Below are 14,404 nucleotides of genomic sequence, written 5' to 3'. Positions count from 1 at the left end.
TGCGCTCAATGACTTGATCGCGCTGGACCCCGGATCTAGTCCGGGGTGACGGCGTGCGGATGATGCAACTTTGCCAAAAGCATGGTTCCTGGAAAGCCCCTCACCCGCCGGCGCTGATAACACCCGTTCCCAGGAGCCCCAGCAGGATGAAGCCGATGACCACGCGGTACCAGACGAAGGGCATGTAGCTTTTGGTCGAGACCAGCTTGAGGAACACGACAATCACCGCATAACCGACGATGAAGGCGATCAGGGTTGCAAGTCCCGTCGGTCCCCAGCCGACCGGATTATCCTCGCCGATGCTCTTGAAGAGCTGGTAGAAACCGGAGCCGAAGACGGCGGGAACGGCGAGCAGGAAGGAATAACGCGCTGCCGCCTCGCGGGTATAGCCCAAAAGCAGGCCGGCGCTGATGGTGCCGCCGGAGCGCGAGACGCCCGGGATAAGCGCCATGGCCTGCGCGAAACCGAACAGGATACCGTCGCGCCAGATCAGCTGGTTCAGCTTGTAACGCTTTTCACCAATCCTGTCGGCGATGCCGAGAACGATGCCGAAGACGATCAGCATCACGGCGGTGATATAGAGGTTGCGCAGCGAATGCTCGATGGCATCCTTGAAGAACAGGCCGAGAAAGACGATCGGCACCGAACCGACGATGATCAGCCAGCCCAGCCGGGCATCGGCCTTGTCATAGGGGCCGAGGCGAAGGTTCTGCCGCAGCCAGGCGGCGGCGATCCGCATGATGTCGGACCAGAAGTAAACCAGCACGGCCATTTCCGTGCCGATTTGGGTAATCGCGGTGAAGGCGGCACCCGGATCCGTACCGGAGGGCAAAAACTCCCCGGCGATCCGCAGATGCGCGCTTGAAGAAATCGGAAGAAATTCCGTAAGTCCTTGCAAAAGGCCGAGGAATCCGGCCTCCATCCAACCCATGCTCATGTGCTTTGATGTCCCTGCTGCGAATCACGATGGCAGCATTATGCATCAATCGGGGCAAATCCGTGTTGCATTGCACCATCCGCAACCCTCAAGCGCAGGCGTGGTTTTACCCGTGATTTTTCAGGCCGCCTTCTCCGCAGCCTGCGGAAGCTGGGTATATTTCGCGCCGTTCTTGCAGACGACATGGGCGTCGCCCCAGACTTTCAGCGCCGAGATTACCGGCCGCATGGTCTCGCCAAGCGGTGTCAGCGCATAATCCACGCGCGGCGGCACCACCGGAAAGACGGTGCGCGAAATCAGGCCCGCCTCTTCCAGCTCGCGCAGCTGCTTCGTCAGCATGCGCTGGGTGACGCTGGGAATATGGCGGCGCAGCTCGTTGAAGCGCAGCGTGCCCTCATTGATGAGGTGATAAAGGATCACGCCCTTCCATTTTCCATCGAGGAAACTTAAGGCCGATTCCACCGGGCAGCCGGGAAAGTTGCCGGTCAGTTTGGCGCGCGGTCGCGACATCACAGTATCCTTTTTGTATGTATCATCACAAAATGTGCATTCTTGCGATCGATGTTCATATGTATCAAGTAAGAGGCACGCAAACAAGCAAAGGAGACTGTTCATGCGCGCCATCGGTTACAGGACGAACCAGCCAATCACCGCAAAAGAAGCCCTTGTCGATATCGACCTGCCCCAGCCGGAGGCGAAGGGGCACGATATTCTGGTGGAGGTGAAGGCCGTTTCGGTAAACCCGGTCGATACCAAGGTGCGCCGAAATCAGGCTCCGGAAAACGGCGCGGCTCGCGTGCTCGGTTTCGACGCGGCGGGTGTGGTGAAGGCCGTCGGCGACAAGGTTTCGCTGTTCAAGCCCGGCGACGAGGTGTTTTATGCCGGTGTCATCAACCGCCCCGGCTCCAATAGCGAATTCCATCTGGTCGACGAGCGCATCGTCGGCGCCAAGCCGAAATCGCTGAATTTCGAGGAAGCAGCAGCCCTGCCGCTGACCGCGATCACCGCTTATGAAACGCTGTTCGACCGGCTGCGGGTGAAGGAACCGGTTCCGGGTGCCGCTAACGCCGTTCTGGTGATCGGTGGCGCCGGTGGTGTGGGCTCCATCGCCGTCCAGCTCCTGCGGGCGCTGACCGATCTGACCGTCATTGCCACCGCCTCACGGCCTGAGACGATTGCGTGGGTGAAGGAACTCGGCGCGCATCACGTCATCGACCACAGCAAGCCGATCGCTCCGCAGGTGGAGGCGCTCGGTCTCGGTGCGCCGGGCTTCGTCTTCTCCACCACCCATAGCGACATCCATGCCGCCGACAGCGTGGCGGCCATCGCGCCACAGGGCCGTTTCGCACTGATTGACGACCCCGCCGGCGGTTTCGATGTCATGGCTTTCAAGCGCAAATGCGTGTCGATCCATTGGGAAATGATGTTCGCCCGCGCGGTTTTTGAAACACCCGACATGATCGAACAGCATAAGCTGCTCAACCACGTTGCCGCACTGGTCGATGCCGGCAAGATCAAGACGACGCTGACGGAGGTTTTTGGCACCATCAATGCCGCAAATCTGATCAAGGCGCATGCGCTGATCGAAAGCAACAAGGCCAAGGGCAAGATCGTGCTTTCGGGCTTTTAAGCTTCCCGCGCATCCGGCAGGCGGATCGGCCTGGTGCTGGGAGGGCGGGAGAAACCCTTCTGCTTCTTTCGAAGCCCCAGCTGATCCCCTTGCCAGGTCAAACTCTCCCGGCCGGGCTAAGGGCAGCGCATCTATACGGCTGCGGCAACCCAACTGCAATGAATGGGCCGGAATGCCTTCAGTCGTCGTCCGGCTCTTCCGGGCACGGCCAGGAGGCGGGTGCGGTCAGGCCGTTCGGCAATTTGGTCTTGGCGTCACCGCAGGCAATATCGATCTGTTTCTGGTCGAGGCCGGTTGCCGTGGAGAGATCGAGCCCTTCGATCCTTGTCAGAAGCAGGAAGGCGCTGGTGAAATCCACTGGGCCGCCGAGTTTTGCCCCGCCGAAGCGGGCGCGTGACAGGTTGGTGAGGGAGAATTTCGAGCCGTTCAGCGTCGCGCCCTCGAAATCGGCCCGCCCGAGTTCGGCCTTGGTGAAATCCGTACCGTCGAGCTTGGTATTCTCGAATTTGGTCCGCTGCATTTCGGCATTGATGAACTTGGCATTGGTCGCATCGGCGGCGGTAAAATCGCTGCGATAGGCCTCAACCTTGGTCAGATTGGCGCCCTGCAGGTTCGCTTCCCCCAATGCCGTGCGGATGAGCTTGGCTTTCTCGAGATTGGCGCCCTTCAGCGACGATCCACGCAAATCGGTATAGGTAAAATCCGTGCCGTAAAGCATCGCCGAATCGAGATTGCTGCCGCCCAGCATCAGAAGGCGCTTGTTGCATTCACGCCAGTCGATGCCGGCCATGGCATCGGTGCGGCAGCTGGCAGCCACCAGCGGACCGCCGCTCAATGAGACGATGACGACGACGCCTGCCGCCAGAGCGGCACCAAACCTTGTCTTCCGCACGATATTCAGCCTTTGAAAGCCGGACATTCTCGTAACTCCCTGTCGCCGGGCGACGGACCTAGGACCATATGCATATTGAAGGCGTTACCGCATCGCCGAACCACAATCCATGGGCCACACGACCATGCAACACCCCAACATCCTATATGTAAGAAATCGAAGAGCAATCCACAAATAGACAGGGGGCAACAGGGCTGTGGATACCACATCTCGTCAAGCCGGGCTTGACCCGGCGTCCAGTCAGGGCGCGTCTGCGCCCTGGGAAATAAGTCCCTGCAATCAAAGACTTGCTCGTTCCGCAAATAACGGTCGAGAGTGATTGCGAGCGGTCTTCCCACGCTCGACGTCATCCTCGGGCCTGTCCCGAGGATCCACTCACGTATCGAAAAACCAATCCGTTACAGATGCTCGGGACAGGCCCGAACATGACGGAGGAGAAGGCTTCAGCCGTAATCGCCATCACATATTGGCGTAAACCGGCCCCTCGCCGCCCTGCGGCGGCACCCAGTTGATGTTCTGGTTGGGATCCTTGATGTCGCAGGTCTTGCAGTGCACGCAGTTCTGGGCGTTGATGACGTAGGTTTCCTCGCCATCCTTCTCCACCCATTCGTAGACGCCGGCTGGACAATAACGTGTCGAGGGCCCGGCATAGACGTCGTGTTCGGAGCGCTTCTGCAACGCCATGTCCTTCACCTGAAGATGCACCGGCTGATCCTCCTCATGGTTGGTGGAGGACAGGAACACCGAGGACAGGCGGTCGAAGGTCAGAACGCCATCGGGTTTCGGATAGGCGATCGGCTTGTGTTTCGAGGCCGGTTCGAGGCTTTCGGCATCCGTCTTGCCATGCTTCAGCGTGCCGAAGAAGGAGAAGCCGAACAGCTGGTTCGTCCACATGTCGAGACCGCCAAGGCCGACACCGATGAGCGTGCCGAATTTAGACCACAGCGGCTTGACGTTGCGCACCCGCTTCAGGTCCTTGCCGATATCGCCGTCACGCCATTCGGCCTCGATTTCCGCCACCTCGTCATGGGCACGGCCGGCGGCAATCGCCGCGGCGATCTTTTCCGCCGCCAGCATGCCCGACAAGACCGCATTATGGCTGCCCTTGATGCGCGGCACGTTGACGAAACCGGCGGAACAGCCGATCAGCGCGCCGCCGGGGAATGTCAGCTTCGGCACCGACTGGTAACCGCCCTCGGTGATGGCGCGTGCGCCGTAGGAAATGCGCTTGCCGCCCTCGAAAGTATCGCGGATGGCCGGATGCGTCTTGAAGCGCTGGAATTCCTCGAAAGGATAAAGATAGGGGTTCTTGTAATTGAGATGGACGACGAAGCCGACGGCGACCAGATTATCCTCGAGATGGTAGAGGAAGGAACCGCCGCCGGTCTTGAAACCGAGCGGCCAGCCGAAGGAATGCTGCACGAGGCCCTGTTTGTGGTGTTCCGGCTTGACCTGCCACAGCTCCTTGATGCCGATGCCGAATTTCTGCGGCTCGCGATCTCTGGAAAGCTCGAATTTGGAAATCAGCTGCTTGGCGAGCGAGCCACGCACACCCTCGCCGATCAGCACATATTTGCCGTGCAGCTCCATGCCGCGGGTGAAGGCCGGACCCGGTTCGCCGTTCTTCTCGATGCCCATGTCGCCGGTGGCGACACCGATCACCGCGCCCTCGTCATTATAAAGCACTTCGGTGGCGGCAAAGCCCGGATAGATCTCGACGCCGAGCGCTTCCGCCTTTTCCGCCAGCCAGCGACAGACGAGGCCAAGCGAAACGATGTAATTGCCGTGATTGTTCATCAACGGCGGCATCATGAAATTCGGCAGGCGGATGGAGCCGGCCGGGCCCAGGAACATGAACTGGTCGTCCTTGACCTCGGTCTTGAAGGGATGCCCCTCCTCTTCCCGCCAGCCGGGCAGCAGCCTGTCTATGCCGATGGGATCAACCACGGCGCCGGAGAGAATATGCGCGCCGACTTCCGCGCCCTTTTCGAGAACGACAACCGAAAGCTCCGGCTCCACCTGCTTCAGGCGGATCGCGGCGGCAAGACCCGCAGGACCCGCGCCGACAATCACAACGTCGAATTCCATCGCTTCGCGTTCGGGCAGTTCCATCGCTTCCGTCATCTTGTCCTCTCCGCATCGCCGGTCCCATCCGGCTGTTGTTATATCCGCTTTTTGGCATCTTCGCCGCATTGGTTGCGCCGGTCAAAAGCCATCCGCGACACCTCATTCACCAGCGCCTGTCTTCGCAAAGCAGGACGCCTTTGTCGAGCTTCTATAGCGGCAAAACATGTCGCACGCCACTTAATTGTCAGACAACCTGATGAGTAATTTATTACTTTTACGTTCACGTAAGATAGAGAATAGGTGCAGCTGATGTGTGCGTCAAGCTTGTCAGTGGTTGCTGGCAGAGAGCGAGCATTCCAGGATTACGCACAGTTCAGCTGGCGAAGGGCAAAGTCTCCCCCAATCATCCTGCCCGCCATGGCGATCCGGGCCAGAGTTCACTGGCAAGATAAGGCCACTCCTTGTTGTTTCACCAGATGTGGTCATCTTGGCATTTAAAAGCGCATCCACTATGTTTGTTTCAAAGCCACCAGTAATTGTTCAGCAGAGCTTATGTGGTGCTCTCGGTTCAGGTGGATTTTCAATGCCGCAAACATCAAACGATCAAAGCCAGCGATTTATCCATGCCGCATTGGCTGCCTCGGACGACTGCATAAAAATTATCGGCGTGGACGGCTCCCTTCAGTTCATGAATGAGGGCGGGCAGCGTGTCATGGAGATACAGGATTTCGAAGCCGTAAAAGGTTGCCGATGGCCGGATTTCTGGGAGGGAAAGGGCAATATCGCTGCGGTCGCGGCCATTAAAGAGGCACGAGAAGGCAGAAGTTCGCGATTTCTCGGATTTGCGGATACTGCGAAGGGAAACCGCCGCTTCTGGGACGTCAAGGTCTCCCCTATTTTCGATGATAATGGCTCGGTCGACAGTATCCTCTCCATCTCCCGGGATATCACCGATGTGAAGGAATTCGAGGAGCAGCAGGTTCTGCTGCGAAACGAATTATCGCATAGAATCAAGAACATTCTGGCTCTCGTGCAATCGGTTGCGAGCCAAACCCTGAAAGACGACGACGAGATGGCCGTGGCAAAGCCCGCCTTTCTCGCCCGGCTGGCCGCACTTGGCCGTGCGCATGACCTGTTGCTGCGCCCCAATCACGACATGACCACCCTGAAAACCGTCGCTGAGACGGCTGCGAAGGAGCAGTCGGCCGGGCGAATGGAAATTAGCGGACCGGAGGTCGTCCTTGCTCCCAAAAGTGGCTTGGCCATCGCACTCGCTTTTCATGAGCTGGCGACCAATGCCGTCAAATATGGCGCTCTCGCCAATGCGACCGGAGATATCTCCATTCGCTGGGACATCGGCGTGGTCGAAGAAAAAGAGTGGCTTCATCTCGTTTGGCAGGAACGAGGAGGCCCGGCGGTCATCGCACCAACGAGAAAAGGTTTCGGCTCACGCATGATAGAGAGGGCTCTTGCCAGCTATGTCAGCGGCAAGGCCGTGCTTGCTTTTGAGCCCGATGGTCTGGTCTTTTCATTATCCGCCCCAGTCGAAGCGCTGAGACAGGACTAGCGAGAATGAAAGCGGCCAGGGGCCAATAGCGCCACAGCCGAAATTTTCACCGCTTCAGGTTTCAAACCGCCCATTCCTCATCCGTCGTAAACACAATCGTCAGCCACCGATCGGAGCTTTCGCCGCCGAGCGCGTCGCCGATCTCGTCACGGATCGCGTCCCATTCTTCCAGACGACGGGCCGGCCAGTTCTTCGGCACGATGAAGAAGAGTTCAATCTGCCGGCCGCGGCCGACACGGGCAACATAGGAATAATGCGAGGCGAAACCGAATTTTTCGACGGTTTCCGCCGCCACCCGGTCCACATGCTGCTTGAATTCCAGCGGCGTCACCAGAAGGATGTCGGCGAGCGCCTGTTTCACATTGCCGAGCGGCATGGGGATGATGACAAGGCAGACCAGGGCCAGCACGGCGGGGTCGATATAGGGGGCGATCCAGGCCTGACCTGTCCCGGTCAGCCCGTAACCGATGGCGAAGGCCAGGAAGAGCGCGACGCTCAGGAGCGCGCTCATCAGCCAGCTTTTGGCGTCCAGCGCCACGAAAGCCGATTTCAGCCGGCGGTTCTGGCGTTTGACGAACCATGCCATGGCAAGCGAGACCGCAAAGCTGACAAAGGTAACGATGATGGCATAATCGAACTCGATCGATCTGCCGCCATCCATCAGGCTGTCGATGGCATTGATCAGGGCGTAGATCGCAGCCCCCATCAAGAGCGTGCCGTTAAGGCCAAGCACCATCGGTTCCAGATGCCAGAAACCCATGGTGAAACGCTCCGCCAGCCTGCCACCCGGCCGTGGAGCCGCAGAGACGGCGATCAGCCGCGCCACGAGCAGCGCCAGCACCGTCATGAAAGCATCGGTCAGGGCATAAACCCCGTCGAACACCACCGCGAAGGAGCCGGAGAACAAGCCCGCGCCGATGCCGAAGGCGGCCAGAAGAACCGTGACGGCGATGGAGAATTTTAGCAGAGATTGTTCTGTCATGGCGCGTATTTGACCTTCAAAAGCGGGCGTTGCCTTCCTATAAACAGGGCAGACCGGGCGGGATAGCGAAAAATCCAAGCGATTTTAGCCTGAAATCCCGTTCGAAATCACGATCCGCTGCAAACAAGACAGGACACAACCCATGGATCTCGGCATTTCCGGCAAACGCGCCCTCGTTCTCGCCTCCTCACGCGGCCTTGGGCTGGGCATTGCCACGGCGCTGGCGAAAGAAGGCGCCAATGTTCTTCTCGTAGGCAGAAGCGGTGAGAAGCTGGATGCGAACTGCAAGGCGATCAATGCGCTCGGCAAGGGCAAGGCCGACTGGGTCTGGGGCGATCTTGCCGATGACAATTTCATCGAGAGCATGGTTCAGGCGGTCAAGGACAAGCTCGGCGGCATCGACATTCTCGTCAACAACACCGGCGGCCCGACACCGGGCCTTGCACAGGAGATCACGACGGACAAGCTGGAGACGTTCTTCCAGTCGATGGTGCTGCGCGTCATCACGCTCACCAACGCGCTTTTGCCGCAGATGAAGGAACAGGGCTTTGGCCGCATCCTGACCGTCGCCTCCTCCGGCGTGTTCGAACCCATCCCCAATCTGGCGCTCTCCAATACGCTGCGCGGGGCGCTGGTGGGCTGGAGCAAGACGCTGTCCTCGGAAGTCGCCGGTTTCGGCATCACCTCCAACCTGCTCCTGCCCGGCCGCATCCACACCGACCGCATCGACGAGCTGGATGGCGCCAACGCCAAGCGCCTGGGCAAAAGCGTCGAGGAAATTCGCGAGGCCTCCGTCAAGAGCATTCCGGCCGGCCGGCTCGGCACGGTGGAGGAATTCGCCGCCGCCGGCGCTTTCCTCTGCTCGGTACCGGCAAGCTACATCACCGGCACGATGCTCAGGGTAGATGGCGGCGCGGCGAAGTCGAACTGACGCCGAAAGGAACCGGGCCGCTCAAGAGGCCGCTCCGTAGACCACGACGCGGTTTCGGCCCGTATTCTTGGCCTCATAAAGCGCCGTGTCGGCACGGCGCAACACATCGCTGGCGCTCTCTCCGGGATTGGCAAAGGCAATGCCGGCCGAGCAGCTATAGCGGAAATCCGGCACATCACTCAGCGGTGATGCCTCGCGCAACGATGCCAGCAATGTCTGCATGATGTTTTGCGCACTCAGCATGCGCGAGCCGCCGAGAACGAGCAGAAACTCCTCGCCGCCGATCCGCCCGATCAGATCGTCGCGGCCGCGGGCGGCGCAGAGGCGACCGGCGAAATCCTTCAGCACCATATCGCCGCTCGCATGGCCGAAACGGTCATTCACCGCCTTGAAGTGATCTATATCCATGATGATGACGGCAAGGGCCTGGGCCTTGTTGGGACCGAGCATGTGGTTGAGGCTATCCATGGCGTAACGGCGGTTGCCGAGGCCAGTGAGTTCATCGCTCAGCGCCGATTTCAGCGCCCTGTCACGCTCCTGCCGCAGATCGCGCAATTCGATGCCGAGTTCGGAGACATCGGTGACCACGCACAGCATCCAGCCGCCCGGCAGCGTCGTTTCCGTGGTCAATATCCAGCGCCCGTCAGTCAGGCTGGTCTCGATGGTGCGGAAGGGTAATTTGCCGCGCCTCGTTCTGGCGGAACGCAGCCACAGTTCGAAATCGGTGGTCTCTATGGCCGTGCCACTGGCGTTGTGGTAGCCGCTGCGCATCAGCTCCACCCATGTCGGGAAATCTTCCGGCCCCATGCCAAGGGCCAGGCGGAACGCGGAGTTGGCAAAACGCAGCGTGTCGCCGCCGTCAAAAAGGGCATAACCCTGCTGCGACGCTTCCATCAGCTCCATGAGGTGACGATTAAGGTCTTCCGCGTCGCCGCGCACGAGGGCGGGCTGCTCCGACGGCACTTCTTCAGGCAAGGAACGGGCCGACTTGCGGGACATTGAGGCTCCGTCTACAAACGCAACAAATATAAAAATAAACTGCTCTTAAACGCTATATTTCAGCCTTATACTCGGCTTATGCAAAAAAATATTTAATGCAACCGACAAGACTCCGTTCCGTCGACGGTGATTACTTCATGCAAATGTCACAATAAACGCGAGCGCGGCGCTTGCCATTCCGCCGGGCTTATGCAATCAACCGCCCTCCTCTGACATCGGGACGCCAAGGGCATCCCTTATTTTCACGCCGGGCCGCTTCCAAGGCCGGGCGGTTATATCTATCGGCGACAAGGAATATGGCGATGACGCAAAAGCGGGCTCTCGGCCTCGATTTCGGCACGACCAACACGGTCATGGCTCTTTCCAATGGCGGCGGCGACAGCCGCTCCATGCGTTTCACCAGCAGCGCGGGCACGGATGACAGCATGCGCACGGCACTCTCCTTCATGAAGGATTCTGGCCTGGGCGCTGCCGCCCTGCATGTGGAAGCTGGCCATGCCGCCATCCGGCAATTCATCGACAATGCGGGCGATTGCCGTTTTCTGCAATCCATCAAGACCTTCGCGGCCTCGCCGCTCTTCCAGGGCACGCTCATCTTCGCAAAGCGCCAGAGCTTCGAAGATCTGATGGATGTATTCCTGCGCAAGCTGAAGACCTATGCGGGTGCGGAATGGCCGGGCGACGTCTCCACCGTCATCGCCGGCCGGCCAGTGCGTTTCGCGGGCAGCAATCCGGACGAGGCGCTGGCGCTTGCCCGTTACAACGAGGCGCTGGGCCGGGCTGGTTTTCCGGAAATCCACTATGTCTACGAGCCGGTGGCGGCCGCCTATTATTTCGCCCAGAGCCTGAAAAAGGATGCCAACGTGCTGGTGGCTGATTTCGGCGGCGGCACGACAGACTATTCACTGATCCGTTTCGAGACCCATGCCGGCAAGCTTTCCGCCACTCCCATCGGTCATTCGGGCGTGGGTGTTGCGGGCGACCATTTTGATTTCCGTATGATCGACAATCTCGTCTCGCCGGAAATCGGCAAGGGCAGCAAGTTCAAAAGCTTCGACAAGGTGCTGGATGTGCCCTCCGGTTATTACGTCAATTTCGGCCGCTGGAACCAGCTGTCGATCTTCAAGACCTCGAAGGAATTCACCGACCTGAAATCGCTGGTGCGCTCGGCGCTGGAACCGGAAAAACTCGAACTCTTCATCGATCTTGTGGAGCATGATGAGGGTTATCCGCTCTATCAGTCGATTTCCGCTACCAAGATGGCGCTGTCCTCGTCCGAGGAAGCGGAGTTCAATTTCGCGCCGCTCGGTAGGGCCGGTCGCAAGACGGTCAAGCGTAGCGATTTCAACAACTGGATCGCCGAGGACCTTGCCAAGATCGAGGGCGCACTGGACGAGGTTCTGGAAAAGACGCAGGTCGCACCGGATGCAATCGACAAGGTGTTCCTGACCGGCGGCACCTCCTTCGTACCGGCGGTGCGGGAGCTTTTCACCCGCCGTTTCGATGCGGACCGGATCGAAACCGGCGGCGAATTGCTCTCGATTGCCCATGGTCTCGCAATGATCGGCGAAAGCGGTGACATTCAGCGCTGGACAGCGTGATTTACGGGTTCCCCGGGCGGCGAACATGGGATAATTTCCAGCCATGATCGCCGCTCACGACCTCTCCCCGGCCGAACTTGCCGCCCTCCTGCATTTCCATGCGGATGCGGGCGTGGACTGGTTGCTGGAGGACAGTCCGCTCGACCGTTTCGCCGAATTTGCCGCCGCCCGCGCTGCCCGCCCGGCAGCCGGGCAAGAGGCACCCGCCCGCCGGATGGAGACCGGTGGGGCAGAACGCCATGCCGAGACGTCGCAGCGGCAGGCGCCGGGGCGCAACGCTCCGGCAAGAGGTGCTGTGCAGGCCGGCGCACTTCAGCAACCGGCCGTTCAGCAAAATGTCGCCGTGCCGGACGAACAGGCCGTGGCAGCCGCCCGTTTTGCGGCGGAAAGTGCGCGGTCTCTTTCCGAACTGAAAACCGCGCTTGAGGGGTTCAGCGGCTGCAACCTCAAGAACAGCGCCCGCAACACCGTATTCACCGAGGGCAATCCTGCCTCCGCCATCATGGTCATCGGTCCCATGCCGGATGCGGATGACGACCGCGAGGGCCTGCCCTTTGCCGGCAAGACGGGGCTGCTGCTCGACAGGATGCTGGCGGCCATCGGCCTTGAGCGCAGCGCGATCCTGCTCGGCAATGTCCTGCCCTGGCGACCGCCGGGCAACCGCCCGCCGACTCAGGCCGAAATGGATATTTGCCGCCCCTTCATCGAGCGTCAGATCGCTCTTGCGGAGCCGAAATACCTGTTGCTTCTGGGCAACTTGACCGCACGTTTCTTTTTTGGCGGCACCGGAACGATCCATACGCTACGCGGACAGTGGCGTGATGTCGCAGCCGGACATATGGTTTTGCCAGCTCTGGCCAGCCTGCATCCGCAGGAACTTTTGAACGCGCCTGCCTCCAAGTCATTGGCATGGCAGGATTTATTAGCGTTTCAGGCAAAAATCTCCGAAGGCTGATTGCCTTATTCTTGCTCAGTGTAAACGAATTATGAAAAAAGCCATGCACAATGCGCATAACAGCGGCGCATTTGGCCGCCTTGCCGAATCCATGCTGCGCTGCGATATAGGCGCCATGTCTTGGGAGGAATTCGGTTTAAGGAACCAAGGCAATGACCACTCGCTTCCGTCCGGTGCATTCCGGCTTTGAAACACTCCGTCTGGCAGGCCTCGGCCCTCGTTCCAGTCAGGGTTACCATCGTTTCGGCGCTGCCGCTAACGAACAGCTGACCGCGCGTGCTGCCATGCAGCAGGTTCGCGTCACACGTCCCGCAGCTGTCTTCGCGGATTTCCGCGAGCGCTGAGAGCATTCAGGCAGGCGTAAAATCCTGTCCATATAGATGATTGCGCGCTGGCGTCTTTCTTCGGGAAGGCGCCTTTTGCTTTTGCGTGTTTTTCGCGAGGCTGCGACAGGGTCTTGAGCCGACTCACAGGGTTGCAGTGTCGCCCGGCCGTTTCTTCTTCCGCCAATGCCAGTTGAGGCGAAAACTGCACTCTCGTCTCGTCCTCCGCCATGCGTCTTCGGGCTCCATCATTCCAGCCTTGAGCCGGAATCCAGCCAGCCCAAGTCCTTGGGCTGAAACGACTCTTCTCGCCGCGCAGACGCGCCTCGGCTGGATCCCGGCTCAAGGCCGGGATGACGGAGAAGAAGCATTTTTCGTGAAATTCAGCGGATGAGAATGCCGCGCGCTTATCCTGCGAACATGCAAGACGCGTAGATTTGGGCTCCCTCACCCCTGCGGTGTCGAGGCCTTGCGCGCCGCCCGTCTCGCCAGCCCCAGCTGATGCTCGCGGAAGATGATGAAGATGCCCGCCATGATAACAATTGCCGTGCCGATCAGCATGGTGATGGTGGGCACGTCTCCGAACAGGATATAGGAGACGACAATGCCGAAGACGATGGAGCTGTATTCGAAAGGTGCGATGGTGGAGACTTCCGCGTGGCGATAGCTCTCCGTCAGGAAGATTTGTGCAACGCCGCCGCAAATGCCGCTGGTAATCAGCAGGATGGACTGCCTGGCGTCCAGGTCGCTCCAGCCGAAGGGCACGCTCACCAGCGACAGCAATGTGGCGGTGAGTGAGAAATAAAGCACGATGGTCGGCGTCTTTTCCGTGTCCACCAATTGCCGCACCTGAATCATAGCGAGGCCACCGAGTGCTGCGCCGCAAAGCACGGCAATCGCGCCCAGCCCTTCGCCGGAGGCAAAGCCGCCCTCTCTCAGAAGCGTCATCTTCGGCCATAAAATCACCAGCACGCCCATCATGCCGACGAAAACCGCGCTCCAGCGATAGATACGCACTTTCTCACGCAGAATGAAGGCCGCAAAGACCACGGCCAGCAGCGGCGACGCGTAACCGATGGCGATGAATTCCGGCAGCGGCAGCATGGTCAGCCCATAAAAACCGCAGGCCATGGACAGGATGCCGAGAAAACCGCGCTTGAAATGGCCAAGCAGGTTGTTGGTATGCAGCGCGCTTGTCAGCGCATGCAGCCAGGCCAGATAAACGACGATGGGGATAATAGCGAAAGCGGAGCGGAAGAAGGTGATCTGGCCGGCCGGCACATCGGGACCGGCGGCCTTGATACACGTCTGCATGACAAGAAAAAAGCCGACCGAAATCAGCTTCATGCTTATCCCGCGAAAGGGATTTGTCGGCTCGGCGTTCATTGGCAGTTACTCATATCGGCTGCGCAAACACGCCATCGGGAAATTTTCATGCGGGGAAGGACAACGCAGGGGAATTGGATTTATGCAAGGCTAGAGCATTCCTCCCGCCCTTTACATCAAAAAATGTTATTCGC

The 14,404-nt window shown here is 59.5% G+C and carries 13 protein-coding genes; 6 read left to right on the top strand and 7 right to left on the bottom strand.

Annotation, left to right across the window (positions count from 1 at the left end; genetic code table 11):
- Positions 1–100: 100 nt before the first annotated feature.
- Both FY152_03280 and FY152_03275 read right to left on the bottom strand, forming a co-directional pair.
- Positions 101–937: an undecaprenyl-diphosphate phosphatase gene (locus tag FY152_03280; GenBank protein UXS31159.1), complete on the bottom strand. Its 837-nt coding sequence runs from the start codon at positions 935–937 to the stop codon at positions 101–103.
- 120 nt (positions 938–1,057) lie between these two features.
- Complete coding sequence (locus FY152_03275; protein ID UXS31158.1) at positions 1,058–1,447, bottom strand: helix-turn-helix transcriptional regulator; 390 nt, start codon at positions 1,445–1,447, stop codon at positions 1,058–1,060.
- A 103-nt stretch (positions 1,448–1,550) separates the two neighbouring features.
- Here FY152_03275 and FY152_03270 point away from each other — a divergent pair, with 103 nt between their 5' ends.
- Entirely contained in the window at positions 1,551–2,567 is a 1,017-nt protein-coding gene (locus FY152_03270; protein ID UXS31157.1) for a zinc-binding alcohol dehydrogenase family protein, read from the top strand.
- A 178-nt stretch (positions 2,568–2,745) separates the two neighbouring features.
- Here the strand turns inward: FY152_03270 and FY152_03265 are convergent, their stop codons facing one another.
- The gene (locus FY152_03265) at positions 2,746–3,486 is read right to left on the bottom strand and encodes a pentapeptide repeat-containing protein (GenBank protein UXS31156.1); all 741 of its coding nucleotides are present in this window, start codon (positions 3,484–3,486) and stop codon (positions 2,746–2,748) included.
- Between the two features lie 432 nt (positions 3,487–3,918).
- Positions 3,919–5,583: an electron transfer flavoprotein-ubiquinone oxidoreductase gene (locus FY152_03260; protein ID UXS31155.1), complete on the bottom strand. Its 1,665-nt coding sequence runs from the start codon at positions 5,581–5,583 to the stop codon at positions 3,919–3,921.
- Between the two features lie 430 nt (positions 5,584–6,013).
- On the opposite strand from FY152_03260, the gene FY152_03255 reads away from it, so the two are divergent.
- Entirely contained in the window at positions 6,014–7,093 is a 1,080-nt protein-coding gene (locus FY152_03255) for a PAS domain-containing protein (GenBank protein ID UXS31154.1), read from the top strand.
- Between the two features lie 61 nt (positions 7,094–7,154).
- On the opposite strand, the gene FY152_03250 is transcribed toward FY152_03255, so the two are convergent.
- The gene (locus FY152_03250; protein ID UXS31153.1) at positions 7,155–8,075 is read right to left on the bottom strand and encodes a cation diffusion facilitator family transporter; all 921 of its coding nucleotides are present in this window, start codon (positions 8,073–8,075) and stop codon (positions 7,155–7,157) included.
- 142 nt (positions 8,076–8,217) lie between these two features.
- Here FY152_03250 and FY152_03245 point away from each other — a divergent pair, with 142 nt between their 5' ends.
- Positions 8,218–9,006 carry an SDR family oxidoreductase gene (locus FY152_03245; GenBank protein UXS31152.1) on the top strand — a complete coding sequence of 263 codons (789 nt, stop codon included), beginning with the start codon at positions 8,218–8,220 and terminating at the stop codon, positions 9,004–9,006.
- 21 nt (positions 9,007–9,027) lie between these two features.
- Here the strand turns inward: FY152_03245 and FY152_03240 are convergent, their stop codons facing one another.
- Entirely contained in the window at positions 9,028–10,005 is a 978-nt protein-coding gene (locus tag FY152_03240) for a diguanylate cyclase (GenBank protein ID UXS31151.1), read from the bottom strand.
- A 302-nt stretch (positions 10,006–10,307) separates the two neighbouring features.
- Between FY152_03240 and FY152_03235 the strand changes: the two genes are divergently transcribed.
- The 3 genes from FY152_03235 (at position 10,308) to FY152_03225 (ending at position 12,905) form a co-directional block, all read left to right on the top strand.
- Positions 10,308–11,606: an Hsp70 family protein gene (locus tag FY152_03235; protein UXS31150.1), complete on the top strand. Its 1,299-nt coding sequence runs from the start codon at positions 10,308–10,310 to the stop codon at positions 11,604–11,606.
- Between the two features lie 43 nt (positions 11,607–11,649).
- Positions 11,650–12,561 (top strand): uracil-DNA glycosylase, encoded by a 912-nt coding sequence (locus tag FY152_03230; protein ID UXS31149.1) that lies wholly within the window; start codon positions 11,650–11,652, stop codon positions 12,559–12,561.
- Positions 12,562–12,713: 152 nt separating this feature from the next.
- Positions 12,714–12,905, top strand: coding sequence for a hypothetical protein (locus FY152_03225; protein UXS31148.1), 192 nt, complete (start codon positions 12,714–12,716; stop codon positions 12,903–12,905).
- 426 nt (positions 12,906–13,331) lie between these two features.
- Here FY152_03225 and FY152_03220 read toward each other — a convergent pair whose 3' ends face one another.
- Entirely contained in the window at positions 13,332–14,270 is a 939-nt protein-coding gene (locus tag FY152_03220; GenBank protein ID UXS31147.1) for a DMT family transporter, read from the bottom strand.
- Positions 14,271–14,404: the final 134 nt, after the last annotated feature.

It is taken from the genome of Agrobacterium tumefaciens, from assembly GCA_025560025.1.
Taxonomy (GTDB): Bacteria; Pseudomonadota; Alphaproteobacteria; order Rhizobiales; family Rhizobiaceae; genus Agrobacterium.
The sequence above is the reverse complement of the archived record's forward strand: the minus strand, read 5'-3'. Positions and strand labels throughout refer to the sequence as shown.